General features: G+C 62.5%; 30 protein-coding genes and 1 tRNA gene. 25 read left to right on the forward strand and 6 right to left on the reverse strand.

Annotation, left to right across the window (positions count from 1 at the left end; all coding sequences use genetic code 11):
* Positions 1-14: 14 nt before the first annotated feature.
* The 16 genes from murA to tatC all read left to right on the forward strand — a co-directional run bounded on the left by murA (position 15) and on the right by tatC (position 11,684).
* Positions 15-1,364, forward strand: a complete 1,350-nt coding sequence (gene murA, locus BT264_RS31690; protein WP_072443882.1) for a UDP-N-acetylglucosamine 1-carboxyvinyltransferase — start codon at positions 15-17, stop codon at positions 1,362-1,364.
* The gene (hisG, locus tag BT264_RS31695) at positions 1,361-2,014 is read left to right on the forward strand and encodes an ATP phosphoribosyltransferase (protein WP_034183648.1); all 654 of its coding nucleotides are present in this window, start codon (positions 1,361-1,363) and stop codon (positions 2,012-2,014) included. The genes murA and hisG overlap by 4 nt, the downstream gene beginning before the upstream one ends.
* 24 nt (positions 2,015-2,038) lie before the next feature.
* Complete coding sequence (gene hisD / locus BT264_RS31700; RefSeq protein WP_072443884.1) at positions 2,039-3,355, forward strand: histidinol dehydrogenase; 1,317 nt, start codon at positions 2,039-2,041, stop codon at positions 3,353-3,355.
* Between the two features lie 130 nt (positions 3,356-3,485).
* Positions 3,486-4,559: a histidinol-phosphate transaminase gene (gene hisC, locus BT264_RS31705; protein ID WP_072443886.1), complete on the forward strand. Its 1,074-nt coding sequence runs from the start codon at positions 3,486-3,488 to the stop codon at positions 4,557-4,559.
* Between the two features lie 65 nt (positions 4,560-4,624).
* Positions 4,625-5,212 (forward strand): imidazoleglycerol-phosphate dehydratase HisB, encoded by a 588-nt coding sequence (gene hisB / locus BT264_RS31710; RefSeq protein ID WP_011546606.1) that lies wholly within the window; start codon positions 4,625-4,627, stop codon positions 5,210-5,212.
* Positions 5,213-5,274: 62 nt separating this feature from the next.
* Positions 5,275-5,895, forward strand: coding sequence for a MarC family protein (locus BT264_RS31715; protein ID WP_072443888.1), 621 nt, complete (start codon positions 5,275-5,277; stop codon positions 5,893-5,895).
* The gene (hisH, locus tag BT264_RS31720) at positions 5,892-6,533 is read left to right on the forward strand and encodes an imidazole glycerol phosphate synthase subunit HisH (RefSeq protein WP_072443891.1); all 642 of its coding nucleotides are present in this window, start codon (positions 5,892-5,894) and stop codon (positions 6,531-6,533) included. Before BT264_RS31715 ends, hisH begins: the two co-directional genes overlap by 4 nt.
* Positions 6,534-6,696: 163 nt before the next feature.
* A complete protein-coding gene (gene hisA / locus BT264_RS31725; RefSeq protein WP_072443893.1) occupies positions 6,697-7,452 on the forward strand; it encodes a 1-(5-phosphoribosyl)-5-[(5-phosphoribosylamino)methylideneamino]imidazole-4-carboxamide isomerase in 756 nt (251 codons plus the stop codon).
* Positions 7,453-7,559: 107 nt separating this feature from the next.
* Positions 7,560-8,333 (forward strand): imidazole glycerol phosphate synthase subunit HisF, encoded by a 774-nt coding sequence (gene hisF / locus BT264_RS31730; RefSeq protein WP_034183654.1) that lies wholly within the window; start codon positions 7,560-7,562, stop codon positions 8,331-8,333.
* Entirely contained in the window at positions 8,333-8,749 is a 417-nt protein-coding gene (gene hisI, locus BT264_RS31735) for a phosphoribosyl-AMP cyclohydrolase (RefSeq protein ID WP_072443895.1), read from the forward strand. Before hisF ends, hisI begins: the two co-directional genes overlap by 1 nt.
* Complete coding sequence (locus BT264_RS31740) at positions 8,746-9,111, forward strand: phosphoribosyl-ATP diphosphatase (protein ID WP_006485344.1); 366 nt, start codon at positions 8,746-8,748, stop codon at positions 9,109-9,111. Before hisI ends, BT264_RS31740 begins: the two co-directional genes overlap by 4 nt.
* A gap of 71 nt (positions 9,112-9,182) precedes the next feature.
* Positions 9,183-9,575, forward strand: coding sequence for a DUF4870 family protein (locus tag BT264_RS31745; RefSeq protein ID WP_072443897.1), 393 nt, complete (start codon positions 9,183-9,185; stop codon positions 9,573-9,575).
* A 31-nt stretch (positions 9,576-9,606) separates the two neighbouring features.
* Positions 9,607-9,972, forward strand: a complete 366-nt coding sequence (locus tag BT264_RS31750; RefSeq protein ID WP_072443899.1) for a histidine triad nucleotide-binding protein — start codon at positions 9,607-9,609, stop codon at positions 9,970-9,972.
* 94 nt (positions 9,973-10,066) lie between these two features.
* On the forward strand, positions 10,067-10,297 hold the full coding sequence (tatA, locus tag BT264_RS31755; RefSeq protein ID WP_034183658.1) for a Sec-independent protein translocase subunit TatA: 231 nt from the start codon (positions 10,067-10,069) through the stop codon (positions 10,295-10,297).
* A 26-nt stretch (positions 10,298-10,323) separates the two neighbouring features.
* Complete coding sequence (gene tatB, locus BT264_RS31760; protein WP_072443901.1) at positions 10,324-10,854, forward strand: Sec-independent protein translocase protein TatB; 531 nt, start codon at positions 10,324-10,326, stop codon at positions 10,852-10,854.
* 41 nt (positions 10,855-10,895) lie between these two features.
* On the forward strand, positions 10,896-11,684 hold the full coding sequence (tatC, locus tag BT264_RS31765) for a twin-arginine translocase subunit TatC (protein ID WP_072443903.1): 789 nt from the start codon (positions 10,896-10,898) through the stop codon (positions 11,682-11,684).
* Between the two features lie 196 nt (positions 11,685-11,880).
* Here the strand turns inward: tatC and BT264_RS31770 are convergent, their stop codons facing one another.
* On the reverse strand, positions 11,881-13,086 hold the full coding sequence (locus BT264_RS31770) for a Do family serine endopeptidase (RefSeq protein WP_072443905.1): 1,206 nt from the start codon (positions 13,084-13,086) through the stop codon (positions 11,881-11,883).
* 21 nt (positions 13,087-13,107) lie between these two features.
* Between BT264_RS31770 and BT264_RS31775 the strand changes: the two genes are divergently transcribed.
* The 7 genes from BT264_RS31775 to BT264_RS31805 all read left to right on the forward strand — a co-directional run bounded on the left by BT264_RS31775 (position 13,108) and on the right by BT264_RS31805 (position 18,249).
* Positions 13,108-13,854: a Nif3-like dinuclear metal center hexameric protein gene (locus BT264_RS31775; protein WP_072443907.1), complete on the forward strand. Its 747-nt coding sequence runs from the start codon at positions 13,108-13,110 to the stop codon at positions 13,852-13,854.
* A gap of 218 nt (positions 13,855-14,072) precedes the next feature.
* Positions 14,073-14,693, forward strand: a complete 621-nt coding sequence (gene petA, locus BT264_RS31780; RefSeq protein WP_034183663.1) for a ubiquinol-cytochrome c reductase iron-sulfur subunit — start codon at positions 14,073-14,075, stop codon at positions 14,691-14,693.
* Complete coding sequence (locus BT264_RS31785) at positions 14,693-16,075, forward strand: cytochrome b (protein WP_072443909.1); 1,383 nt, start codon at positions 14,693-14,695, stop codon at positions 16,073-16,075. The genes petA and BT264_RS31785 overlap by 1 nt, the downstream gene beginning before the upstream one ends.
* A 21-nt stretch (positions 16,076-16,096) precedes the next feature.
* The gene (locus tag BT264_RS31790; protein ID WP_072443911.1) at positions 16,097-16,855 is read left to right on the forward strand and encodes a cytochrome c1; all 759 of its coding nucleotides are present in this window, start codon (positions 16,097-16,099) and stop codon (positions 16,853-16,855) included.
* Between the two features lie 94 nt (positions 16,856-16,949).
* Positions 16,950-17,561 (forward strand): glutathione S-transferase N-terminal domain-containing protein, encoded by a 612-nt coding sequence (locus BT264_RS31795; RefSeq protein WP_006400565.1) that lies wholly within the window; start codon positions 16,950-16,952, stop codon positions 17,559-17,561.
* Between the two features lie 71 nt (positions 17,562-17,632).
* Complete coding sequence (locus BT264_RS31800; RefSeq protein WP_072443913.1) at positions 17,633-18,154, forward strand: ClpXP protease specificity-enhancing factor; 522 nt, start codon at positions 17,633-17,635, stop codon at positions 18,152-18,154.
* A 19-nt stretch (positions 18,155-18,173) separates the two neighbouring features.
* Positions 18,174-18,249: transfer RNA gene (locus BT264_RS31805), tRNA-Thr, on the forward strand.
* Positions 18,250-18,297: 48 nt separating this feature from the next.
* Here BT264_RS31805 and BT264_RS40200 read toward each other — a convergent pair.
* The 4 genes from BT264_RS40200 to BT264_RS31830 all read right to left on the reverse strand — a co-directional run bounded on the left by BT264_RS40200 (position 18,298) and on the right by BT264_RS31830 (position 22,670).
* Positions 18,298-18,648: a helix-turn-helix transcriptional regulator gene (locus tag BT264_RS40200; protein WP_256260745.1), complete on the reverse strand. Its 351-nt coding sequence runs from the start codon at positions 18,646-18,648 to the stop codon at positions 18,298-18,300.
* A gap of 566 nt (positions 18,649-19,214) precedes the next feature.
* On the reverse strand, positions 19,215-20,807 hold the full coding sequence (locus BT264_RS38695; protein ID WP_143155786.1) for a DUF6883 domain-containing protein: 1,593 nt from the start codon (positions 20,805-20,807) through the stop codon (positions 19,215-19,217).
* A 241-nt stretch (positions 20,808-21,048) separates the two neighbouring features.
* Positions 21,049-22,173 (reverse strand): hypothetical protein, encoded by a 1,125-nt coding sequence (locus BT264_RS31825; protein WP_072443917.1) that lies wholly within the window; start codon positions 22,171-22,173, stop codon positions 21,049-21,051.
* Positions 22,170-22,670, reverse strand: a complete 501-nt coding sequence (locus BT264_RS31830) for a DUF4365 domain-containing protein (protein WP_072443919.1) — start codon at positions 22,668-22,670, stop codon at positions 22,170-22,172. The genes BT264_RS31825 and BT264_RS31830 overlap by 4 nt, the downstream gene beginning before the upstream one ends.
* Before the next feature lie 199 nt (positions 22,671-22,869).
* On the opposite strand from BT264_RS31830, the gene BT264_RS31835 reads away from it, so the two are divergent.
* Positions 22,870-23,445, forward strand: coding sequence for a recombinase family protein (locus BT264_RS31835; protein ID WP_072443930.1), 576 nt, complete (start codon positions 22,870-22,872; stop codon positions 23,443-23,445).
* An 82-nt stretch (positions 23,446-23,527) separates the two neighbouring features.
* Here the strand turns inward: BT264_RS31835 and BT264_RS31840 are convergent, their stop codons facing one another.
* On the reverse strand, positions 23,528-25,606 hold the full coding sequence (locus tag BT264_RS31840; protein WP_072443920.1) for a hypothetical protein: 2,079 nt from the start codon (positions 25,604-25,606) through the stop codon (positions 23,528-23,530).
* Positions 25,607-25,746: 140 nt separating this feature from the next.
* On the opposite strand from BT264_RS31840, the gene BT264_RS31845 reads away from it, so the two are divergent.
* Positions 25,747-25,991: transposase (locus BT264_RS31845; RefSeq protein WP_143156751.1), on the forward strand; the 245-nt coding region annotated here is incomplete at its 3' end.

Below are 25,991 nucleotides of genomic sequence, written 5' to 3' on the forward strand. Positions count from 1 at the left end.
CCGGAAATCACTGAGTGCAAGTCACCGTCAACGAGCGCGACGCCGTCCAGAGCGTCGCCACGGCACACCCGGCCGCCAACGGGGAATCGCACGGACATGGGATGGACAAGCTCGCGATCGAGGGCGGCCGCCGCCTGTCCGGCGAGATCGTCGTGTCGGGCGCGAAGAACGCCGCGCTGCCGATCCTGTGCGCGGGGCTGCTCACCGCCGATCCGGTCGAGCTCGACAACGTGCCGAACCTCAAGGACGTGCGCACCACGCTGAAGGTGCTGAACCAGATGGGCGTGAAGAGCGAGACCGACGGCTGCCGCGTGCAGCTCGATGCGTCGCGCGTCGACAACCTCGTGGCGCCGTATGAGCTCGTGAAGACGATGCGCGCGTCGATCCTCGTGCTCGGGCCGCTGCTCGCGCGCTTCGGCGAGGCGAAGGTGTCGCTGCCGGGCGGCTGCGCGATCGGCGCGCGTCCGGTCGACCAGCACATCAAGGGCCTGCAGGCGATGGGCGCCGAGATCAGCATCGAGCACGGCTTCATCGAAGCGCGCGCGAAGCGCCTGAAGGGCGCGCGCATCGTGACCGACATGATCACGGTGACGGGGACGGAAAACCTGCTGATGGCCGCGACGCTCGCCGACGGCGAAACGGTGATCGAAAACGCGGCCCGCGAACCGGAAGTGAGCGATCTCGCACACTTGCTGGTCGAGATGGGCGCGAAAATCGACGGCATCGGCACCGATCGCCTCGTGATCCAGGGCGTCGAGCGGCTGCACGGCGCGCGCCATTCGGTGATTCCCGACCGCATCGAGGCCGGCACGTTCCTGTGCGCGGTCGCGGCGGCGGGCGGCGACGTGATGTTGACGGGCGTGCGCCCGCACATCCTCGACGCGGTGATCGACAAGCTGCGCGAAGCCGGCGTATCGATCGAGGAAGGCGACAGCTGGCTGCGCGTGAAGATGGACCGCCGGCCGTCGGCGGTGATGATCCGCACGTCGGAATATCCGGCGTTCCCGACCGACATGCAGGCGCAGTTCATGGCCCTCAATACGGTCGCGACGGGCACCGCGCAGGTCGTCGAGACGATCTTCGAGAACCGTTTCATGCACGTGCAGGAGCTGAACCGGCTCGGCGCGAACATCACGATCGACGGCAACACGGCGCTCGTGACGGGCGTCGAGAAACTGTCGGGCGCGAACGTGATGGCGACCGACCTGCGCGCGTCGGCGAGCCTCGTGATCGCCGGGCTGCGTGCCGACGGCGAAACGATCGTCGACCGCATCTATCACCTGGACCGCGGCTACGACCGCATGGAAGCCAAACTGACCGCCGTCGGCGCGAACGTGCGCCGCCTCTCCGGGAGCCAAGCATGAGCGTGCCGCTGACCCTCGCCCTGTCGAAGGGCCGGATTTTCGAGGAAACCCTGCCGCTGCTCGCCGCAGCCGGCGTGCAGGTGGCCGAGGATCCGGAAACGTCGCGCAAGCTGATCCTGCCGACGACCGACCCGAACCTGCGCGTGATCATCGTGCGCGCGAGCGACGTGCCGACCTATGTCGAATACGGCGCGGCCGATTTCGGCGTGGCCGGCAAGGACGTGCTGGTCGAGCACGGCGGCTCGGGCCTGTACCAGCCGATCGATCTGAACATTGCGCGCTGCCGGATGTCGGTGGCGGTGCCGGCCGGCTTCGACTACGCGAACGCGGTGCGCCAGGGCGCGCGCCTGCGGGTCGCGACGAAGTACGTCGAAACGGCACGCGAGCATTTCGCGGCGAAGGGCGTGCACGTCGACCTGATCAAGCTGTACGGCTCGATGGAACTCGCGCCGCTGGTCGGCCTGGCCGACGCGATCGTCGACCTCGTCAGCTCGGGCGGCACGCTGAAGGCGAACAATCTGGTCGAGGTCGAGGAGATCATGGCGATCTCGTCGCGCCTCGTCGTGAACCAGGCTGCGCTGAAGTTGAAGCGCGCGGCGCTCAAGCCGATCCTCGACGCGTTCGAACGCGCGTCGCAGAATGGCGGTTGAGCGCATCACCGTAACGGAACTCCCATGGCCATCACCATCCGCAAACTCGATTCGACGAGCGACGGCTTCGACGCCGCGCTGCGTGCGGTGCTCGCATTCGAAGCGAGCGAAGACGAGGCGATCGAGCAATCGGTCGCGCAGATTCTCGCCGACGTGAAATCGCGCGGCGACGCCGCGGTGCTCGAGTACACGAACCGTTTCGACCGGCTGAACGCGGACAGCGTCGCCGCGCTCGAACTGCCGCAGGATGCGCTGCAGACGGCGCTCGACGGCCTCGCGCCGAAGGCGCGCGCGGCGCTGGAAGCGGCCGCGGCGCGCGTGCGTGCGTACCACGAGAAGCAGAAGATCGAGTGCGGCACGCATAGCTGGCAGTACACGGAAAGCGACGGCACGGTGCTCGGCCAGAAGGTCACGCCGCTCGACCGCGTCGGTCTGTACGTGCCGGGCGGCAAGGCCGCGTATCCGTCGTCGGTGCTGATGAACGCGATTCCCGCGCGCGTCGCGGGCGTCGGCGAGATCGTGATGGTCGTGCCGACGCCGGACGGCGTGAAGAACGATCTCGTGCTCGCCGCGGCGCTGCTCGGCGGCGTCGATCGCGTGTTCACGATCGGCGGCGCGCAGGCCGTCGGCGCGCTCGCGTACGGCACGGCAACGGTGCCGCCCGTCGACAAGATCTGCGGGCCCGGCAATGCATACGTCGCGTCGGCGAAGCGCCGCGTGTTCGGCACGGTCGGCATCGACATGATCGCGGGGCCGTCGGAAATCCTCGTGCTGTGCGACGGCACGACCGATCCGAACTGGGTCGCGATGGACCTGTTTTCGCAGGCCGAGCACGACGAACTCGCGCAGTCGATCCTGCTGTGCCCGGACGCCGCGTTCCTCGAGCGCGTCGAGAAGGCGATCAACGAGCTGCTGCCGTCGATGCCGCGCCAGGACGTGATCCGCGCGTCGCTCGAAGGCCGCGGCGCGCTGATCAAGGTGCGCGACATGGCCGAGGCATGCCGGATCGCGAACGACATCGCGCCCGAGCACCTGGAAATCTCGGCACTGGAGCCGCAGCAATGGGGCCAGCAGATCCGCCACGCGGGCGCGATCTTCCTCGGCCGCTACACGAGCGAGAGCCTCGGCGACTACTGCGCGGGCCCGAACCACGTGCTGCCGACGTCGCGCACAGCGCGCTTCTCGTCGCCGCTCGGCGTGTACGACTTCATCAAGCGCTCGAGCCTGATCGAGGTCAGCGCCGAAGGCGCGCAGACGCTCGGCGAGATCGCGTCCGAACTCGCGTACGGCGAGGGGCTGCAGGCGCACGCGAAGAGCGCCGAGTTCCGGATGAAGGGGTAACCCGCGCGCTCCGCGCGGGGCCGGGGCGGGCGCTGACGCGCCGCCCCCGGTTGAGGAGACGCAGCGCAGGGCGGCAGCCGCCGCCTTGCCGACCATTTGATGCCGGCGCGACGCACGCCGGCTTGAAACCATGACGACGCCACAAGACATCATCCGCCGCGACGTGCTCGCGATGACGAGCTACCCGGTGCCGGACGCGAGCGGATTCGTGAAGCTCGACGCGATGGAGAACCCGTATCCGCTGCCCGAACCGCTCGCCGCGGCGCTCGGCGAGCGTCTCGCGCAGGTCGCGCTGAACCGCTATCCGGCGCCGCGCCCGGCCGCGCTGCTCGACAAGCTGCGCCACGCGATGGGCGTGCCGGCCGCATGCGACGTGCTGCTCGGCAACGGGTCGGACGAAATCATCAGCATGATCTCGGTCGCGTGCGCGCAGCCGGGCGCGAAGGTGCTCGCGCCGGTGCCGGGCTTCGTGATGTATGAACTGTCCGCGAAGCTCGCGCAGCTCGAATTCGTCGGCGTGCCGCTGAAGGCCGACCTGACGCTCGACGTCGACGCGATGCTCGCGGCGATCGCAGAGCACCGCCCGGCGATCGTCTATCTCGCGTACCCGAACAACCCGACCGGCACGCTGTACGACGATGCCGACGTCGAGCGGATCGTCGCGGCCGCGCGGCACAGCCTGATCGTGATCGACGAGGCGTACCAGCCGTTCGCCGAGCGCTCGTGGCTGCCGCGCGCTGCCGAGTTCGACAACGTCGTCGTGATGCGCACGGTGTCGAAGCTCGGTCTCGCCGGCATCCGCCTCGGTTATCTCGTCGGGCGGCACGCGTGGCTGACCGAATTCGACAAGGTGCGCCCGCCTTACAACATCAACGTGCTGACCCAGGCGACCGCCGATTTCCTGCTCGACCACCTCGACGTGCTCGACGCGCAGGCGGCCGAACTGCGCGCGGAGCGCGCGCGCCTCGCGCAGGCCGTGGCCGCGCTGCCGGGCGCGACGGTGTTCCCGAGCGCCGGCAATTTCCTGCTGGTGCGCGTGCCGGACGCGGCCGCCGTGTTCGACGCGCTGCTCACCGAGCGGGTGCTGGTCAAAAACGTGAGTAAAATGCATCCGTTACTGGCCGAATGCGTGCGGCTGACCGTCGGTTCTCCCGACGAAAACGCCCGCCTGCTGGCCGCTTTGAAACTCGCGCTGCCCGGTTGAGCCCAGGGCGCGGCGGCGCGCGACGATCAATCCCCATTTACATCAGACTCAATCAAGGAATTGCCATGCGTGTGGCGGAAGTCGTTCGCAATACCAGCGAAACGCAGATCCGTGTGAAGCTCGATCTCGACGGCACCGGCCGGCAGAAGCTGGCCACCGGCGTGCCGTTTCTCGACCATATGCTCGACCAGATCGCGCGACACGGTCTGGTCGATCTCGAGGTCGAAGCGCATGGCGACACGCATATCGACGACCACCACACGGTCGAGGATGTCGGCATCACGCTCGGGCAGGCCGTCGCGAAGGCGATCGGCGACCGCAAGGGCATCCGCCGCTACGGTCATTCGTACGTGCCGCTCGACGAGGCGCTGTCGCGCGTCGTGATCGACTTCTCGGGCCGGCCGGGCCTCGAATTCCACGTGCCGTTCACGCGTGCGCGGATCGGCACGTTCGACGTCGACCTGTCGATCGAGTTCTTCCGCGGTTTCGTAAACCACGCGGGCGTCACGCTGCACATCGACAACCTGCGCGGGATCAACGCGCACCATCAGCTCGAGACGGTGTTCAAGGCTTTCGGCCGTGCGCTGCGCGCGGCGGTGGAGCTGGACGAGCGTGCGGCGGGGCAGATCCCGTCGACGAAGGGCAGCCTCTGAACTTCCGAACGGACGGACGCTAAGGACAACCTCACGGCTTCGGCGCGCGGCGCCGGCTTGCGATGGATCTGCTCAAATCGTTCATTTCGCTGCTTGCGCTGATCAATCCGATCGGCGCGGTGCCGTTCTTCCTGAGCCTGACGGCGCAGCAGACGGACATCGAGCGGCGCCGCACGATCCGGATCGCGTCGGTGTCGGTGTTCTGCGTGATGACGGTGACGACGCTGCTCGGGCAGCAGATCATCGACTTCTTCGGCATTTCGGTCGGTTCGCTCGAAGTGGGCGGCGGGATCATCATGCTGCTGATGGCGATCAACATGCTGAACGCGCAGATCGGCAACACGCGATCGACGCCGGAGGAGCGCCACGAGGCCGAGCTGAAGGACAACATCGCGGTCGTGCCGCTGGCGATTCCGCTGCTCACGGGCCCTGGCTCGATCAGCACGGTGATCATCTATGCGGCGAACTCGCGTCACTGGTATGAGCGGGCCGGGCTGGTCGCGATCGGCGCGGTCCTGGCTTTGCTGTGTTTCGTCGCGATGCGGCTCGCCGAGCCGATCGCGAACTGGATCGGCCGCACGGGCATCAACATCGCCACGCGGCTGATGGGTCTGATGCTGTCGGCGCTGGCGGTGGAATTCATCGTCAATGGACTGAGGGCGCTACTGCCTGCACTGAGATGAAAACTTCGATTGCGATTGTGGATTATGGGATGGGCAACCTGCGCTCGGTCGCGCAGGCGCTCAAGAAGGCCGAACCGGCCGCCGACGTGGCGATCGTCGACACGCCGGCCGCGATTCGCGCGGCCGACCGCGTCGTGCTGCCTGGCCAGGGCGCGATGCCCGACTGCATGCGCTGCCTCGGCGAATCGGGCCTGCAGGAGGCCGTGATCGAGGCGTCGCGCACGAAGCCGCTGCTCGGCGTATGCGTCGGCGAGCAGATGCTGTTCGACTGGAGCGCGGAAGGCGACACGAAGGGCCTCGGCCTGCTGCCGGGCAAGGTCGTGCGTTTCGAGCTCGACGGCCGGTTGCAGGACGACGGCTCGCGCTTCAAGGTGCCGCAGATGGGCTGGAACCGCGTGCGCCAGTCGCAGCCGCACCCGTTGTGGGACGGCGTACCCGACGACGCGTATTTCTACTTCGTGCACAGCTATTACGTGTGCCCGGACAACCCGGCGCATACGGTCGGCGAAACGGCCTACGGCGCGCCGTTTACGTCCGCGGTCGCGCGGGATAACCTCTTCGCGACCCAATTTCACCCCGAGAAAAGCGCGGAGGTCGGGTTGCGTCTGTATCGCAACTTCGTACACTGGAAACCGTGAACGTCGCGTGCGTGCCACAATCGGCGGGCCGGAGAGGCCCGTCTTGCGGGGCTCGCGCGCCAATGCGCCGAAAGAGTTGTACTAAACTAGCGAGACGGCGCGGTACCGGATTGGCCGGTACGCGCCGGATTCTTTTCTTCTTCCACGACGATACCCGATTGCTATGTTGCTGATTCCGGCCATCGATCTCAAAGACGGTCAGTGTGTGCGCCTGAAACAGGGCGATATGGACCAGGCCACGATTTTCTCCGAGGACCCGGCGGCGATGGCCCGCAAGTGGGTCGATCTCGGCGCCCGGCGGCTGCATCTGGTCGACCTGAACGGCGCGTTCGCCGGCAAGCCGAAGAATCTCGAGGCGATCGAAGCGATCCTCGACGAAGTCGGCGATGAAATCCCCGTACAGCTCGGCGGCGGCATCCGCAGCCTCGAGACGATCGAGAAGTATCTCGACGCGGGCCTGTCCTACGTGATCATCGGCACGGCGGCCGTGAAGGATCCGGGCTTCCTGCAGGATGCGTGCACCGCGTTCGCCGGCAACATCATCGTCGGGCTGGACGCGAAGGACGGCAAGGTCGCGACCGACGGCTGGAGCAAGCTGACGGGCCACGAAGTGATCGATCTCGCGCAGAAGTTCGAGGATTACGGCGTCGAATCGATCGTCTACACGGACATCGGCCGCGACGGGATGCTGCAGGGCATCAACATCGAGGCGACCGTGAAGCTCGCGCAGGCGGTCGGCATTCCGGTGATCGCGAGCGGCGGCCTGTCGAACCTCACGGACATCGAGAATCTGTGCGAAGTGGAAGAGCACGGCGTCGAAGGCGTGATCTGCGGCCGTGCGATCTACTCCGGCGATCTCGATTTCGCGGCCGCGCAAAAACTCGCGGACGAACTGAACGGCGAGCTCGACAACGCGTAAGCGCGGTTGTCCCGTTCGCCGGGGCTGCCCGCAGGGCGGCCCCGACCGGAAGCCTCGCGCGAGGCTTCCGTAACCGGCCGTCCCATCGCGGCATTTGGCGCAACATCATGGCTCTAGCTAAACGCATCATCCCCTGCCTGGACGTGACCGCCGGGCGTGTCGTCAAGGGCGTCAATTTCGTCGAGCTGCGCGACGCGGGCGACCCCGTCGAAATCGCCCGCCGTTACGACGACCAGGGCGCCGACGAACTGACGTTCCTCGACATCACCGCGACGTCCGACCAGCGCGACCTGATCCTGCCGATCATCGAGGCGGTTGCGTCGCAGGTGTTCATTCCGCTGACCGTCGGCGGCGGCGTGCGCGCCGTCGAGGACGTGCGGCGCCTGCTGAACGCGGGCGCGGACAAGGTCAGCATGAATTCGTCGGCGGTCGCGAACCCGCAGCTCGTGCGCGACGCGGCCGACAAGTACGGCTCGCAGTGCATCGTCGTCGCGATCGACGCGAAGCGCGTGTCGGCCGACGGCGAGACGCCGCGCTGGGAAGTGTTCACGCACGGCGGCCGCAAGGGCACGGGCCTCGACGCGATCGAATGGGCGCGCAAGATGGCCGAGCTCGGCGCGGGCGAGATCCTGCTCACGAGCATGGACCGCGACGGCACGAAGTCGGGTTTCGACCTCGCGCTCACGCGCGGCGTGTCGGACGCGGTGCCGGTGCCGGTGATCGCGTCGGGCGGCGTCGGCTCGCTGCAGGATCTCGCGGACGGCATCAAGGACGGCCGCGCCGACGCGGTGCTGGCCGCGAGCATCTTCCACTACGGCGAGCACACGGTCGGCGAGGCGAAGCGCTTCATGGCCGACCAGGGCATTCCGGTGAGGCTGTGATGAATACGGAAACGAAATCCCTGCCCGCGTGGCTCGACAAGGTCCGCTGGGACGACAACGGCCTCGTGCCGGTGATCGCGCAGGAAGCATTGACGAACGACGTGCTGATGTTCGCTTGGATGAACCGCGAGGCGCTGGCGAAGACGATCGAGACGCAGCGCGCGGTCTACTATTCGCGCTCGCGCAAGCGCCTGTGGTTCAAGGGCGAGGAGTCGGGCCACGTGCAGCACGTGCACGAGGTGCGGCTCGACTGCGACGAGGACGTCGTGCTGCTGAAGGTCGAGCAGGTGTCGGGCATCGCGTGCCACACCGGCCGGCATTCGTGCTTCTTCCAGAAATTCGAGGGCACCGTCGATAACGGCGACTGGGTCGCGGTCGAACCGGTGCTGAAAGATCCCGAACACATCTACAAATGACGCAATCGACCGAAGACACGCTGCTGCGCCTCGCGGCGGTGATCGATAGCCGCAAGGGCGGCGATCCCGATCAATCGTACGTATCGCGCCTGTTCCACAAGGGCGACGACGCGGTGCTGAAGAAAATCGGCGAAGAGGCGACGGAAGTCGTGCTGGCCGCGAAGGACGTGCGCCAGGGCGGCGCGCCGACCGCGCTCGTCGGCGAGGTGGCCGACCTGTGGTTCCACTGCCTCGTGATGCTGTCGCACTTCGACTTGAGCCCGGCCGACGTGATCGCCGAGCTCGAGCGTCGCGAAGGGTTGTCGGGCATCGAGGAGAAGGCGCTGCGCAAGCGCCGCGAGCGCGAGGAAAACGGCGGGTGACACGCATCGGCCCGCCGCGGTGGCGACAGTGCGGTAAGCTGTAAGAATTGTCATCTAACGGGGGTAGCATCATGACCGATACGCCAAGCCAGTTTCCGCCGCCGTCGGTGCCGGGGGCCGCGGACGCCGAACGCCTGAACGGGTTGCGCACGCTGACTCACGTGCTCTATGGCCTCTATGCGTTTCATTGGCTGACGGGCGGCGTCACGGGCATCATCGCGATCATCATCAACTACGTGAAGCGCGGCGACGTGGCCGGCACGCCGTACGCCGATCACTTCGAGTGGCAGATCCGCACGTTCTGGCGCGCGCTGATCGCCTACGTGATCGGGTTCGCGCTGATGTTCGTGGTGGTCGGATTCGCAGTGATGTTTGTCACATGGATCTGGACGCTGTACCGTATCATCAAGGGTTGGCTGTACCTGAACGACAACAAGACGCTCGATCCGCAGGCGTGGTTCTGACCGGCCGCGGCGGGCGTTTCGCAGGAGCAACATGAGTCACGATCCGAATTGCCTGTTCTGCAAGATCGCGGCAGGCGAGATCCCGAGCACGAAGGTGCATGAGGACGACGAATTCGTCGCGTTCCGCGACATCCGCCCGGCGGCCGAGACGCACGTGCTCGTGATTCCGCGCCGGCACCTGCCGACGCTGTCGGCGGTGGGCGACGGCGATGCGCCGATGCTCGGCCGGCTGATGCTGCTCGTCGCGCGCCTCGCCGACCAGCTCGGCGTCGCGTATACAGGAGGCGAAACCGGTTTTCGCACGGTGATCAACACGGGCCCCGGCGGCGGGCAGGAGGTTTACCACCTGCACGCGCATATCCTGGCCGGCCCGCGTCCGTGGCATCGGATGGGTTGACGGCGCGGGGCGTTTTCCCCGCATCGATAGTCGAAGCCGGCGCGTCGCCGGCGATTTGCGCCGCGCAGCGGCGTGGTTGAGGAGAGGTTTCATCATGGGTGGATTGAGCATTTGGCACTGGCTGATCGTGCTGCTGATCGTCGCGCTGGTTTTCGGTACGAAGAAGCTGCGCAACATCGGCAACGATCTCGGCAGCGCGGTGAAGGGCTTCAAGGACGGCATGAAGGAAGGCGAAACGCCGGCCGACGCGCAGCAACTGCCGCGCTCGGGCTCGGTCGACGTCAACGCGAAGGAAACGACGCGTTCCGATTCGAACAAGGCGTAACGCCGGCACGCTGACAGGCATTCTCGATGCTGGATCTCGGTCTTTCGAAGATGGCGCTGATCGGCGTCGTCGCGCTCGTGGTGCTCGGCCCCGAGCGCCTGCCGCGCGTCGCGCGTACGGCAGGCGCGTTGTTCGGCCGCGCGCAGCGGTACATCAACGACGTGAAGGCCGAGGTCTCGCGCGAAATCGAACTCGACGCGCTGCGGACGATGAAGACTGATTTCGAGTCGGCCGCGCGCAATGTCGAGACGACGATTCACGACAACCTGCGCGAGCACGAGAAGGAACTGAACGACACGTGGCATTCCGCAGTCGGGGGCCTTAACGAAGCTTCGGGCGATGCCGGGTCGTACGGTTCCGACACGCCGGCGGCGCCGTCGTGGCGCGGCAGTACGGCCGCGCTCGCGCCGAAGCGCCGCAACTGGCGTGTCAAGCAGGCGGCGACGCCTGTCTGGTACAAGCGCGCGATTACTCGCCGCACGCACGTGCAGTCGGGCGCCGCGCGTGTCGCGCGCCACCAGCCGGCCAGCCTGCGCCGGCCGACGCGCTTCTTCTGAGTCGAGCGCATGCTCGCTCGTCAATCCTACCGAGGGCCGGTGTGAGCGACCCCCAGCAGAACCCGGGCGACGCCCCGGAAGAAACCTTCATTTCCCATCTCGTCGAGCTTCGCGATCGCATCATTCGCGCGGGGCTGGCCGTGATCGTCGTGTTCCTCGGGCTCGTCTACTGGGCGCCCGACATCTTCAAGCTGCTCGCGCGGCCGTTGATGCAGAACCTGCCGAAGGACGGCAAGATGATCGTCACGGACGTCACGGGCTCGTTCTTCGTGCCGATGAAGGTCACGATGCTCGTCGCGCTCGTGATCGCGCTGCCGGTCGTGCTGTACCAGATCTGGGCATTCGTCGCGCCGGGGCTGTACCAGCACGAGAAGAAGCTCGTCGTGCCGCTCGTCGGCAGCAGCTACTTCCTGTTCCTGTGCGGGATGGCGTTCGCGTACTTCTTCGTGTTCCCGACGATCTTCCGCGTGATGGCGCATTACAACGCGCCGCTCGGCGCCGAGATGACGACCGACATCGACAACTACCTGAGCTTCGTGCTCGGGATGTTCGTCGCGTTCGGGGTCACGTTCGAGGTGCCGATCGTCGTCGTGCTGCTCGTCCGGATGGGCGTGCTGACGGTGAAGAAGCTGAAGGAGATCCGGCCGTACGTGATCGTCGGCGCGTTCGTCGTCGCCGCGGTCGTCACGCCGCCGGACGTGTTCTCGCAGCTGATGCTCGCGCTGCCGCTGATCGTGCTGTACGAGGCCGGGATCCTGGCCGCGCGGTTCTTCGTACCGAAGAAGCCGGCCGAAGAGGGTGAGGCGGAGAACGGCGAAGCCGCGAGTTGACGACGGTGCGCCGGGCGGCGCGCGGCGGGTGGCCTTCTTTCGGCCATGCCTGTGCGGCCCGGTGGCGTTGGGGAGCAAAGCAAAGTGGGCGTTGAGGTCACATCCGCGGCAACACGGTCTTCGACGCAAAGCAAAAGGGCAGCCATCGGCTGCCCTTTTGCGTTTCCGTTCACGGTCGGCACGCCAACCGTGAACGTCATTCGGTATCGCTGTCCTGTTCGTCGAGCGTCTGCTTCGGCGGCGGCGGGCGCTTGCCGATCACGACGTTCACGTCGAACTCCTTGCCCTTGCGCACGACGTGCACCTTGGTCGGCGTGCCCGGCTTGATCTGCGCGACGACGTTCAGCAGCTTCGTCGTATCGGTGATTTCCTCGCCGTTGACCGTGACCAGGATGTCGCCCGGCTTGATGCCGGCCTTGTCGGCCGGGCCGCCCTGCAGCACGCCCGCAACGATCGCGCCCGATTTCTGCTGGAGCCCGAACGACTCGGCGATCTCCGGCGTGACGTCCTGCGGCTCGACGCCGATCCAGCCGCGCGTGACCGAACCCGTCGTGATGATGCTTTCGAGCACGGTGCGCGCGGTCGATACCGGAATCGCGAAGCCGATGCCGAGCGAGCCGCCCGAGCGCGAGTAGATCGCCGTGTTGATGCCGAGCAGGTTGCCGTTCACGTCGACCAGCGCGCCGCCCGAGTTGCCGGGGTTGATCGGCGCGTCGGTCTGGATGAAGTTCTCGAACGTGTTGATGCCGAGGTGGTTGCGGCCGAGCGCGCTGATGATCCCCATCGTAACCGTCTGGCCGACCCCGAACGGGTTGCCGATCGCGAGCACGACGTCGCCGACCCGCGACTGGTCGGAGCGGCCGAGCGTGATCGTCGGCAGGTTCGTCATGTTGATCTTCAGCACGGCGAGGTCGGTCTCGGGATCGCTGCCGATCACCTTCGCGGTGGCCGTGCGCCCGTCGGCGAGCGCGACCTCGATCTGGTCCGCGCCGTCCACGACGTGCTGGTTCGTTAGAATGTAACCTTCAGGGCTCACGATAACGCCCGAGCCAAGGTTGGCTGCCGGTTCGTCCTGCTGCTTGCGGGCGTTGCGGTCGCCGAAGAAGTAGCGGAACAGCGGATCTTTCGCGCGCGGGTCGGGCGGCAGCGAGCCGTCCTTGCTGGAGAATACGTTGACGACGGCCGGCATCGCCTTCTGCGCGGCGTCGGCGTACGACGTGGTCGCCGGTGCACCGCCGATGCCCGGCGCGACTTCCCGCAGCGCAACGATCGGCGTCGCGAGCTGCTTGCCGAGCTGTCCTTGCCGTTGCAGCCATTGCGGCTTGAGCGTCACGACGATGAACATCAGCGCGAGCAGCACGGTAACCGCCTGCGCGAAGAACAGCCAGAAGCGTCTAAGCATCTGAATGGATTAGAGGTTTATATGGATCGGATCGAACTTGAATTGTACTTGAACAATACCCTTGAAACCGCGCGCTTCAAGGACTATTGCCCGAACGGCCTCCAGGTCGAGGGGCGCCGCAAGATCGAGAAGATCGCCACCGGCGTGACGGCGTCGCTCGCGTTCCTCGAAGCCGCGCTCGAATGGGGGGCGGATGCCGTGCTCGTTCATCACGGCTATTTCTGGCGCAACGAGGCGCCGCAGATCACGGGCCGCAAGTATCAGCGCCTGAAGCTGCTGCTCGCGAACGACCTGAACCTGTTCGCGTTCCACCTGCCGCTCGACGCGCACCCCCGGTTCGGCAACAACGCGCAGCTCGGCGAGAAGCTCGGGCTGATCGGCGAGCAGCGTTTCGGCGACGGCGACCTCGGCTGGATGGCGACGCTGCCGATGCCCGTCACGCTCGAGCACTTCGTCGCGAAGGTCGAGCGCACGCTCGGCCGCACGCCGCTCGTGCTCGGCGATCCGGACATGCAATTGCGCCGCATCGCGTGGTGCACGGGCGCCGCGCAGAGCTATTTCGACGCGGCGATCGACGCCGGCGCGGACGTATACCTGACGGGCGAGGTGTCCGAATACGTGACGCACACGGCCGCCGAGAGCGGTGTCGCGTTCGTTGCGGCAGGGCACCATGCGACCGAACGCTACGGAATCCAGGCGCTTGGGACCCACTTGTCGGAAGAATTCGATCTCGAACACCTTTTTATCGATATTCATAATCCGGTCTGAACGCCGGATTTGCGGCAGCGCATCGAAATTCCGAAATGTAGCAGGCGCTTAAAAGAGAAATGATTTAATCGCTCCGATAGTGGGGGATAACCCTTAACTATCAATCACTTCGAAGGGATTTTCATCTTCGGGCCTTGTAAATGACGACTCCATTCGAGCAAACTAGCGGCGGAATGGAAAGTCGTGACGGAAAATCCAACTCAGAAGTGGGGCGTGTGATGCGAGACAAGGAAGAGAAACGCGTCGACAGCGGCCGCCGTACCTGGCTGATTGCGACATCCGTAGCAGGTGGCGTAGGAGGCGTAGCCACCGTCATACCTTTCGCGGCGTCGCTTGCGCCGTCCGCGAAAGCGAAAGCGGCCGGTGCACCGGTCGAGGTCGACATCAGCAGCCTGAAGCCCGGCGAGATGGTCACCGTGCCGTGGCGCGGCAAGCCCGTCTGGATCCTGAATCGCACCGATTCGATGCTGGCCGACGTGGTCAAGGCCGACAAGGAAGTGGCCGATCCGACCACGAAGTCCCCGTATTCGATGCCGTTGCCCGCGTATTGCGCGAACGAATATCGCGCGCGGACCGATCGCAAGAACATTCTCGTCGTGATGGCCGTATGTACGCACCTCGGCTGCACGCCTAGCCAACGCTTCACGCCGGGGCCGCAGCCGAACCTGCCGGACGACTGGCCGGGCGGTTTCCTGTGCCCGTGCCACGGTTCGACCTACGACCTCGCCGGCCGTGTGTTCAAGAACAAGCCGGCGCCTCAGAATCTCGACATCCCGCCCTACATGTTCACGTCGGCGACGACCCTCGTGATCGGCAAGGACGAGAAAGGAGAAGCGTGATGGCCGCCGACAACAAGGAAGTCTCCACGACAGGTCTCACCGGCTGGATCGACCAGCGCTTCCCGCTCACGTCCACGTGGAAGAAGCACGTTTCCGAGTACTACGCGCCGAAGAACTTCAACTTCTGGTACTTCTTTGGTTCCCTCGCGCTGCTCGTGCTCGTCAACCAGATCGTCACGGGCATCTTCCTGACGATGAACTACAAGCCCGACTCGACGCTCGCGTTCGCGTCGGTCGAGTACATCATGCGCGAGGTGCCGTGGGGCTGGCTGATCCGCTACATGCACTCGACCGGTGCATCGATGTTCTTCGTGGTCGTCTACCTGCACATGTTCCGCGGGCTGCTGTACGGGTCGTATCGCAAGCCGCGCGAGCTCGTGTGGATCTTCGGCTGCGCGATCTTCCTGTGCCTGATGGCCGAGGCGTTCTTCGGCTATCTGCTGCCGTGGGGCCAGATGTCGTTCTGGGGTGCGCAGGTGATCGTGAACCTGTTCTCGGCGATCCCGTTCGTCGGCCCGGACCTGTCGCTGTGGATTCGCGGCGACTACGTCGTGTCCGACGTCACGCTGAACCGCTTCTTCGCGTTCCACGTGATCGCGATTCCGCTGGTGCTGGTCGGCCTCGTGATCGCGCACCTCGTCGCGCTGCACGAAGTGGGGTCGAATAATCCGGACGGCATCGAGATCAAGGCGAAGAAGGACGAGAACGGCATTCCGCTCGACGGCATCCCGTTCCATCCGTACTACTCGGTGCACGATTTCCTCGGCGTGTGCGTGTTCCTGATGGTCTTCGCGCTGATCGTGTTCTTCTCGCCGGAGATGGGCGGCTACTTCCTCGAGGCGAACAACTTCGTCCCGGCGAACCCGCTGCAGACGCCGCCCGAGATCGCGCCGGTCTGGTACTTCACCGCGTTCTACGCGATGCTGCGCGCGACCACCGACCCGTTCAAGATCGTGCTGATGATCGCGATCGCGGTGCTCGGCGTGCTTGCGCTGATCCGCGCACGCGGCAAGTGGAAGGTCGGGCTGCCCGTGCTGGCCGCGGCGATCGTCGTGTTCATGTACCTGACGGAGTCGAAGTTCTGGGGCGTCGTCGTGATGGGCTCGGCGGTGATCACGCTGTTCTTCCTGCCGTGGCTCGACCGCAGCCCGGTGAAGTCGATCCGCTACCGGCCGCTGTTTCACAAGGTGTTCCTCGGGATCTTCGTCGCGGCGTTCCTGACCCTCGCGTTCCTCGGCACGCGGCCGCCATCGCCGGCTGCGACGCTGATCGCGCAGGCCTGCGCGCTGATCTACTTCGCGTTCTTCCTCGGCATGCCCGTCTGGACGCCGCTTGGCACGTTCAAGAAGCCGCCGGAGCGGGTGCGCTTCAAGCCCCATTAACGTGAGCGAGGAGAGAACGACATGAAGAAACTGCTTTCGACACTCGCGCTGATCGGGGCGACCGCGTGTGCGCTGCTGGTGGCGCCGGCCGTGCGGGCGGAAGGTAATTTTCCGCTCGACCGGGCGCCCGATAACACGGAAAATCTCGTTTCGCTTCAGCACGGCGCGCAATTGTTTGTAAACTATTGCCTGAACTGCCACAGCGCGAACCTGATGCGCTACAACCGTCTGACGGATCTGGGCATATCCCAGAAGGAGATCGAAACGAATCTCCTGTTCACGACCGACAAGGTCGGAAACACGATGTCCGTCGCGATGCGGCCCGAAGACGCGAAGAATTGGCTCGGCACCTCGCCGCCCGACCTGTCGGTCGAGGAGCGCGCGCGCGGCCGCGATTGGCTGTACACGTATCTGCGGAGTTTCTACCGCGACGATACGCGGCCGTCCGGCTGGAACAACGCGGTGTTCGAGAACGTCGGCATGCCCCATGTGTTGTGGCAGCTGCAGGGGCAGCGCATCGCCAAATTCGAAGACAAGACGGACGAGGAGACGGGCGAGAAGGTCCACACGCTCGTCGGCTTCCAGCAGGTCACGCCGGGGACGTTGTCGTCACCGGACTATGATGCTGCGGTTGCCGACCTGGTGGCCTATATGACATGGATGTCCGAGCCGGCCCAGCATACCCGCAAGCGCCTCGGCGTGTGGGTGCTGGTCTTTCTCGGTGTCCTGACTTTCCTGGCCTGGCGGCTCAATGCCGCGTACTGGAAAGACATCAAGTAAACACGCCTGACCGGCGTGGGGCCGGCGCAACGCGGAACCCGTGAAAGGGGTTTCGCCGCGTGCCGGCCCTCGGCTTTTTTGAGGAAACGCAAATATGATGGTTCTGTATTCCGGCACAACTTGCCCGTTCTCCCAGCGTTGCCGGCTGGTGCTGTTCGAGAAGGGCATGGACTTCGAAATCCGTGACGTCGACCTGTTCAACAAGCCGGAAGACATTTCGGTGATGAACCCGTATGGTCAGGTGCCGATCCTGGTCGAGCGTGACCTGATCCTGTACGAATCGAACATCATCAACGAGTACATCGACGAGCGCTTCCCGCATCCGCAACTGATGCCGGCCGACCCCGTGCAGCGCGCACGCGCGCGCCTGTTCCTGCTCAACTTCGAGAAGGAACTGTTCGTTCACGTCAGCACGCTCGAGAACGAGAAGGGCAAGGCAGCGGAGAAGAATCACGAGAAGGCACGCCTCGCGATCCGCGATCGCCTGACGCAGCTCGCGCCGATCTTCGTGAAGAACAAGTACATGCTCGGCGAGGAGTTCTCGATGCTCGACGTCGCGATCGCGCCGCTGCTGTGGCGTCTGGATCACTACGGCATCGAGCTGTCGAAGAACGCTGCGCCGCTGATGAAGTACGCCGAACGGATCTTCAGCCGTCCGGCCTATATCGAAGCACTGACGCCGTCCGAAAAGGTCATGCGTCGTTGATGATGCAATGAAGGCAAGACGGAGAGGGCGGCGCGGCGTGCCGCGCGCCCGCTCCGGGTTCGAGGATTGTGATGCAAGAGATTTCAACGAAGCCTTATCTGCTGCGCGCGTTGTACGAGTGGTGCACCGATAACGGTTACACGCCGCATATCGCGGTGAGGGTCGACAACTCGACGCGCGTGCCGCGTCAGTTCGTGCGTGACGGCGAGATCGTGCTCAACATCAGCTTCGAGGCGACGAGCCAGTTGCAGATGGGCAACGAGTGGATCGAGTTCACCGCCCGGTTCTCCGGGAAGGCGCACAAGATCGAGATTCCGGTTGCCAACGTGCTCGCGATCTATGCGCGCGAGAACGGGCAGGGGATGGCGTTCCAGGTCGATGCGGTCGCGGGCGAAGGTGAGGATTCGGGCACGTTCGACGAAGAAGCCGCGCAGGCGGATGACGTGCAGCGCGACGAGTCGCCTGCCGCACTGACGCCGGTTGCGGAGCGAGGCGCGAACGAGGAACCCTCCGAAGGTGCCGACGAACCGCCGAAAACCGACGGCGACGGCTCGAAAGGCGGCTCCAGACCTCGCCTCAAGATCGTGAAATGAGGTAGAATCTCGCGCTTACGCCGGCTTAGCTCATCTGGTAGAGCAGTTGATTTGTAATCATCAGGTGGCGGGTTCGAGTCCTGCAGCCGGCACCAAACACTAGTTTCAAGTAGTACCCGGAAGTCCCAAAACCCGCGTCCAGCCTAGCGCTGACGCGGGTTTTTTGTTTCTGGAAGTGCCGAGTGGAACCGGGGCATCCCGGAAATTTGGGGGTAAGATTCGGGGTATGACTTCCCGGATTTGGGGGTATGCCGTACCCCCGGCGAACAATGAAAACCAAACCTCTCAGCGGGGCATGCGCGCTCATGCCTGCCCCGCGTGGACTGACGGGATTCGAGCCATTGCTGGACGTCTGTCGCGCGCCAGCCGACGCTCCTGGCCCCTAACTGGACCGGCGCTGGAAACTTGCCTTCGCGAATCCAGCGATACAGCGTTGTTTTCTTGACGCCGACGCAATCCAGCACACCAATAAGTCGAAGAATCTTAAGAGCCATTTTCTGTTCAGAAATGGCCTGTTCCGCAAGAAGGAGGAAAGCGGCGGCAATAAACCGCGCCGTACTATCAAAGTACGGGCGCAATGAAGTTGAGGAAGAGGCACAAAGTAATCCTGCAAAGTTACTTTGCACGGCGCGCCGCGCGCGGTATCATTCGTCCTAACAAGAGCTATGCGTTTCCTAGGCGCGGTGGCTCTTGTCGTTCCTCCAATTATGGAACAGGCAGCCAAGCCAAAAATCGCCGGTGGGATGTGTTGGTAGCACACCCCCGGCACCCTCTCGTCAGCTCGACGAAATATGCTCAACGATTGAGCATTCCCCGCCTTTTTTCCTTGCATCGCCCACAGATTCCTAGAGCCGTGTTCGATTAGGTGCCAACAAGTATCGCAATTATATCGAAAGGTCCGCCCCCATAAAAGATTCGTCTCGGATTATCCAAGACCGCAATACATGGTGTCACTGTTCGGACAAAAGTGGACCGACTAGTTTCGCGCCAAATTTCTGCGAATGACGGCTTTCCGACTCAGGCTAACGAGGGCTGTGCAGCGCCCATAACAACCCTACCGTCAGCTGAGGTATACCTCCACTTTCGCGCCGTCAATTCCGTTCAGCCAAAGGACGCGAGCAAATGCTTCGCAATAGGCTTTTGCGCGGTCAACCGACTGGCTATCGATTCGAGCTCTTATAGCGATACCACTTGGATATGCGTTCGCAGCGTAGTTGTTCGCACGAAGCCACCGGGAGAACGCAAGCCGCCCATCTAAGCAAACGTACGCACTTCCGCAGGCCCCCTCCATAATCACTGGGTAACCTTCAATCTTCATTGGCATCGGCACACACTGGTCAGCGGCAAATTCTCCGGCCTTCAGCGCCAGATGAACGATCGCGTTCCAGCGCTCTTCACCTTTAACCGCAACTGGAACCCATGGTGGGGGCTCTACAACGCCGCCCCGTTGTTTCGCTTTGTCGGCCACAAAGACGGTTGAAAGCTGCGCGGGCTCATCTTGTCTAATGATCCAACGCGTTTCAAGGGTCACTATGCGACCATTAAGGCCCACGACTTCCATCTGTGCCCGGTATTGAATGCCGTACTGGGTCGCCTCAATTCTTTCAAGTCGCGAATGATCAAGCTCATTCCTAATTTGGTACGCCAAAAAACGCCATTCATCCTTTCCGATGGCCATGACTTCCGAAAACAACTTGGCCTTGTGCTTTCCCGTGTCGTGCTGATCATTCAACGCATAGTCGATGAGCTTTGCCACGGGAATTAACATTTGATCTTCCGCAGGCAATACAATCTTTAGCTCAATGGGTAACGTCGGTGAGCTTCGTAGGGTCTGCATCGTTAGATGAGCAGCCACTTGTTCAAAATGTGATGGCGCAGTTGCCGCGTGTAGACGCTGAGCAGAAATCGCGCCCCTCCTCGTCGGCGTAATCAGTCGTGGGCGCGGCGGTGCGGTCTTCTGAAACTCATACCACGGTACTTCGATTACTCTAAATTGTAGTTCCGGCTTCAGGCCAAACTCATACACACCTTCGTCGGTGTCCCATCGGGATACGTGTATTAATCCATTTTCGATCCAAACACAATCGAGCAACTTTTCTGAGAACAGTTCGATGTGTAAAGGATTTCCGGGGTCGAGCGCTACAGCACCAAGATATGGCGGGAACTGACGGAGATGGCGGTCAAGGAAATTGATGTCCCCGGCGCTCAACGGATTGAGTGTGAGGCAAAAGATATTTGCGCGTCCGAGGAGGTCGGCCAGTTCGACCAAGTTGGCTGTTGTCGGGCCGTCCTTAAGCGAATCGCATAGATCACCTATAACCGTCGCAAGCGAACGGATATTGACTTGTTTAGTTTGAGAATGAGTGTATGACCTCTTCGTGGCATCCCGGACGGGAATGTCGACCGCGACTACGCGACTAGCAAGGGAGTGTGGAAGAAGGTCTCCTCGGAGAATGCGGATTGGATACGTAACAGCACTATTGTTTTTTGCCAACGCGTCTAGCAGTTGCTGCTCGCATGGCGACGCGTAATTGCCGTGCGCAAGGTTTGGATGATCAGCAGCAAAAAGCAAGCACGCAAACTGGCTAGCTGCCTCCAATTTCTGTTGTTCTCCAGTATTCCGTGCGAGGTAGTTCGTATTGCTCTCGGTCATATTCGCTCGTCCGCGACATAGTGTTCATTCCGATGACCTCCAATGAAGAAGGTTTCGTTGGCCGACGCTGGCGGCCATGAGCGGTCGGCCGGTGCATTTGCACGAGGAACTGCTTTCAGGCTGAGCTCAGATGGTTGAGCCTCGCAGTCGTCTGGCGGCTTGCGGTAAACAAGCGGACACTCCGGCGCAGAGAATTAGGCGCGGGCTGAGGCTACGTCGATGAACGCTTGCCGGCGCTCGCCTATAGGAGGTCCTCGATCTCGATAACCCCAAAGTTCTTCGGGTTCAACAATTGGGCGGACTTGCTCTTGATGTGCACGTCACCTTCAACCCGAACCATCTTCGAGTTGTCGTGCGCCACGACTGCCTGATGATAGTCATCGCCCATCAGCTCGACTTGCACCTTGCGCTCGACGTCACCAACGGTTGAGTCGATGGTGATCGTGCCTGACGTTTCGTCCTTCGGCCTGCTCAGCTTCGTGATGTAGCCAGTCAGCCTGCGCTCGGGAAGGATGTAATCGCCCTTGTAGTAGCCCGTCGCCTTTTCCAACGCCTCAACGTACCTGCCATTGAACATAAACTTTGCTGGCTCGGTCTCGAAGAGTGGGCTTGGAGCTGCCGTCACTGTGATCTCGAAGTTCCGGTTGTGCTTTTCACCGCTGAAGCCTAGCAACGCATCGCACATGTTAGAACTTGCACCAGCGAGAACAGCCTCGTCAAAAGCGCCGAGGTCGCCCTTCTCTTCGTAGGTCGCAGTCGCCTTCTCTAGAGCACTCAGGCCGGCGACTAGGTTCGAAGTGATTGCTTGCGCGAGCGGGATCGTGGTCACGTTATTTGACCCATCGCCAACCATCTGCACTGGAGCGATAACATTGACGACGTAACTACCAATCTCGGTCTGCCCTAGCAACAGCGTCTCAAGGTATTCCTTCGCCTCCTTTGGAGCACCTCGGGTGAATTGCTTCCGCTTCGCGTAAAGCGACCGCGCTGCCGCAGACAAAAGATCCTTAGCCTTTGCGATCAGGAGAACGCCGTCGTTGATGGGGATCGTTCCGTCGTTCGTGTCGTCATGCACCACACGAATAGTGATGACATTCGCGAACAGCCGTTTGACTTCGTTCAGGACCTCATGGACTGCGCGTCCTTCAAAGGACGCGATCGACGCGAGAGCGTCCCGAATCCGCTGACGGTAGTCCTTGACGTACGAGAACGGCAGGACCACCTCGGCGTCTTCATTGTCCTGCCGGTGCCAGGTCGTTGCGACGTTGCGAATCTTCCCGTCTTCGAACCACTGCTTGTGTTCTAGGTATGCCCTTAGCTGGTAGGAGGACACCTCACGGTCTAGGCGGCGATCGGAGCTAGTCATAGCCACTCCCCCTCGCTAGCGCGATCCATCATAGCCTTTAGGGTCTCGGTCGTTAGCCGTTGATTCAACGGAATCGAGACCGTCACCGTGTACATGTTGTCGGTCGGCTCGTAGTCGCGCAGCGAAAGCCAGTAGCAGTTTTTGTGAAGCTCTATGTGTTCGTCGTTGTGGCCGATCCAGTGCTCAACATCTTCAGGTACAAGCAGCACCGCGAGATAGCGCGGGGAGGCGAAGTCAGAGCCCCGGAGGTCGTCGTAGTTCTTGCGGGGAAGTGGGAACTTGATCACTTCACCATCGACAAAATCTTGCGAGGTGCACTTGAGCTGAAACTCGATTTGAGGGCTGCGAACGAGGTGCCCGTGGTACCCCTTACTCCTGAAAGCAACATCAATGCTGTCGTCGTCAACGGATGACGAGGTACGGTTCAGTCCTGCATGCGCGGCGAGCGCGCATACGTAGGCGTAGTTGAACTCCTCCTTCTGCTTCTGCGGGTCCATGCGCGTGTGTATTCATTTTTTATATGGTCGCACAGTAGCATGGTTTCCCGCCGCCGAAATCGGCCTCCAATCCAATGCGCCTGTCCAAAACCGATCCCTTACGGACATGGTGCTGTAGGTGTGTACGAAAGTAAGCTTTTTTTGTTTCGTACATACCTTATAATTCGGACATGCTTTTCGGACATATATGGAGCCCAGCATGTCCAGGACCTTCGCATACGCACGCGTCAGCACAACGGATCAGACCGCAGCGAACCAGCTGCGTGAGATAGAAGCGGCCGGCTTTGCGGTCGACAAACGTCGCGTCGTGACAGAAAGCATCTCTGGTAGCGTAAGTGCGGACCAGCGACCTGGATTCGCAGAGCTGCTCCTGAGGATGGAAGAGGGCGATGTGCTCATTGTGACGAAGCTTGACCGTCTTGGCCGAAACGCGATGGATGTGCGTGCAACCGTTGATATGCTGGCAAATCGTGGCATCAGGATTCATTGTCTTGCGCTTGGCGGAGTCGATCTAACTAGTACGGCTGGCCGAATGACGATGCAGGTGTTGAACGCCGTTGCTGAGTTTGAGCGAGACCTATTGATCGAGCGGACGCAAGCCGGTATCGCGCGAGCAAAGGCGGAAGGGAAAGCACTGGGTCGTCCGTCTGCGCTGACGATGCAACAGCGGGCCGAGGTTCGCCGCGAGCTGGACCAAGGAGCGAGTGTTGCGGGACTCGCGAAACGGTACAGTACAAGTCGTCAGACCATCATGCGGATACGTGCGTCAGTCTAATTCGCTGCTTACGGAAGTCAGCAGCGCGACACGAAACTTGATCGAAGGCTACACGTGAATCCGGGGAGCGCTGCCCCGGCCGTCATGCATTCCTCGACGGATTTTCCATCAATAGTGCCTCGTCGTTGCCGGGCACGCTGACATAGACGCGACCATCTTCCATTGGCCACGGGCAAATGTTGACCGTCCAAAGAAGGCGTTCTACATGTCTGTCGAGCGCGAAGATGTTGCCTGCCGTGAATTGACCCTCCGCATCATATAGATTCCGAAGGTCTCGACCAAACAGTTCCAACCATAGATCCAGGCCATGCGCCTTCAATTCCGCCGGTAGTTTCGAGCCCGGGAATGTGTCTTGTGGGGGCAGGCCGTCTCGATGGCCCAGCCATTCGGCGACGTGCCTCAATACAAACGAGATGCGCGGCAAAGCAACGCCAAGCAACGTGTCCAGATCATTGTGGGTTCGATAGGCCAACCTTGCCTTCAGAATCGCTTCTTGCGCCCCTGCCAAACTATCTTTGACCAAATCTGAGTATCGTTGCCCGGCGCTCGGATCCGAGAAGGCGCTCTCCCTCGCGCAGTAGTAACCGCTAGGAGCACCGGAAACACACGGGTGGAGCATTGTATTAATCGCGTCGGCTGTTACAGGTCGATGCTCGTTAAGGCCGGTCTCATAACGCATGGCGTGCGATAAGTTCGCCAACATGCTGAGGATCATGTGCGTCGATTGGGCTCTGCAATCCACATCTTCTGAGAGCAATCCGATTGCGATGTCAGCATCTATAACGATATGACATTTTGCTTTCCCTTCGCGAATGACGTCGACCGCCTGGGCGACGGGTCGCCCATACTCGCGGGGCTGGGTTTGAGCGATACCAAAGGCGGGGTCGCCTCTATCGAGACCCTTGAGGGCTGCGGGATAGTCAGCCGCAAAGGTGATGCCGTCTAGGATTGAGATGGGCAGATCGCGGCCTGCCTCTCGCACTATGGTAGCGACGATTTTTCCTAGCCTCTCCGCCAATTCGTTGTCGGCAAAGCCGGAGCATGTAAGTGAGAAAGAGAACGACGGCAGCGTTTCCAATTCAGTAACAGTCGGCTCGACATGTGGTCGGTTCATATCGTTGCCGACCGGCTGCCGCAAGGTCGACAGCACGTCTCTGACGCTGTTGTCGATCACCTGCGCGGACCTCTGTCCAATCGAATCAGAAAGCCCGATGCCGTCGGCGGCGTTGGCCGAGATAAAAAAGCTGCTGCTGCAAGCAGCACTTGCTGCATTAAGAGACGCCACGTCAATGGTCGCTTCGATGCTACTGGAACCGATCAGCAATCGATCATGCGCAATGGGGAGGACAACAAGCTCAACCTGATCCTGCTCGCGCAATAATAGTGGGGCGAACTCTTGGCCTCTCACGCGCACTAGCGCGATACAGTCGGGCAGAATCGCACCGGAGACGGCTTGTGTTTGCCACGACAGCTGCGCTAGCTCTTCTTCCCAGTGACTTTGCCGAGCGCTTTCTAATGCTTTGTTGTGAGCTTCCCGAATCGACGAAGAGAGCTTCCTAGTGATTTCATTCAGCACATGCGTGATCGTCGAGGCAAGTTCCTCATGAAGCGCATCGAAGCGCTCGCGAGCCAAGAAGGAGGTCATTCTGCGCACGAGCGGGCGCGGGACGGGCAGTGCCGCCGTAGAGCGTGCTTCCAGGGCACTCTCCATTTCTTTCTCGAAGGCCGTTCCGACTCCGTCCACACCTAATTGGCTTCGCGCAGAGCTCGGGTCGCCATACAGAGACCTGGCTGAGTCAATGATCAGTGTCGCACCGAGCTCAAAAACTGATCGCACGTGTGCGGTTCTCATCATAAGGTGCGCTGTCAGGCGCGCTGCGACACATGGGTCGATGCGTTCTCCAAGCTGAGCGCCTTTTAGGATGGAAAGCTCGCGGTCAAGATCGCCTTCGACCTCCGTAATCAGATCATCCAAAGTTGCCGTGCCGTCGGTGCTGAGCTTCGAGTAGAAATATTCGCCGACGCCAACATCGCGAATTCCGACTAGACGCTCTTTTGCGCCACGTCGATGCAGCCATGTGCGCTGAGCTTCGTCAAGTGGGTCATTCAAAAAACCTCGTTGCAAAAACCGGGGGACATAGTGTTGGCGCTTGCCGGCCATATCGTTTGCTTCCTTGCTTATCTAGCAGTGCGCGCAATTGCAATGCGAACTTAGAGACGGTTTCAAAAAGGCTGTTTGGGGCTGTTAACTTGTGCGGCGAGCTGTTAACCTCAGGCATCGGAACAACCGAGGCCGAGGAGATGGGCAAGCCGATCATCGACGATGAATTGTGGACACTGATCGAGCCGTTACTGCCGCCAGCCAAGCCGCGGCGCGAGAAGAATCCGGGCCGCCTGCCTGTTTCGAATCGCGCCGCGCTGACCGGTATCTTGTTCGTTCTCAAGACCGGACTTCGCTGGCGCGACCTGCCCGCCGAGATGGGATGCGGCTCGGGCGTGACGTGTTGGCGACGGCTACGCGATTGGCAGGCTGCAGGCGTGTGGGA

Origin of the sequence: Burkholderia sp. NFPP32 (assembly GCF_900119325.1) — a bacterium.
In the GTDB taxonomy this organism is placed as follows: domain Bacteria; phylum Pseudomonadota; class Gammaproteobacteria; order Burkholderiales; family Burkholderiaceae; genus Burkholderia; species Burkholderia pyrrocinia_C.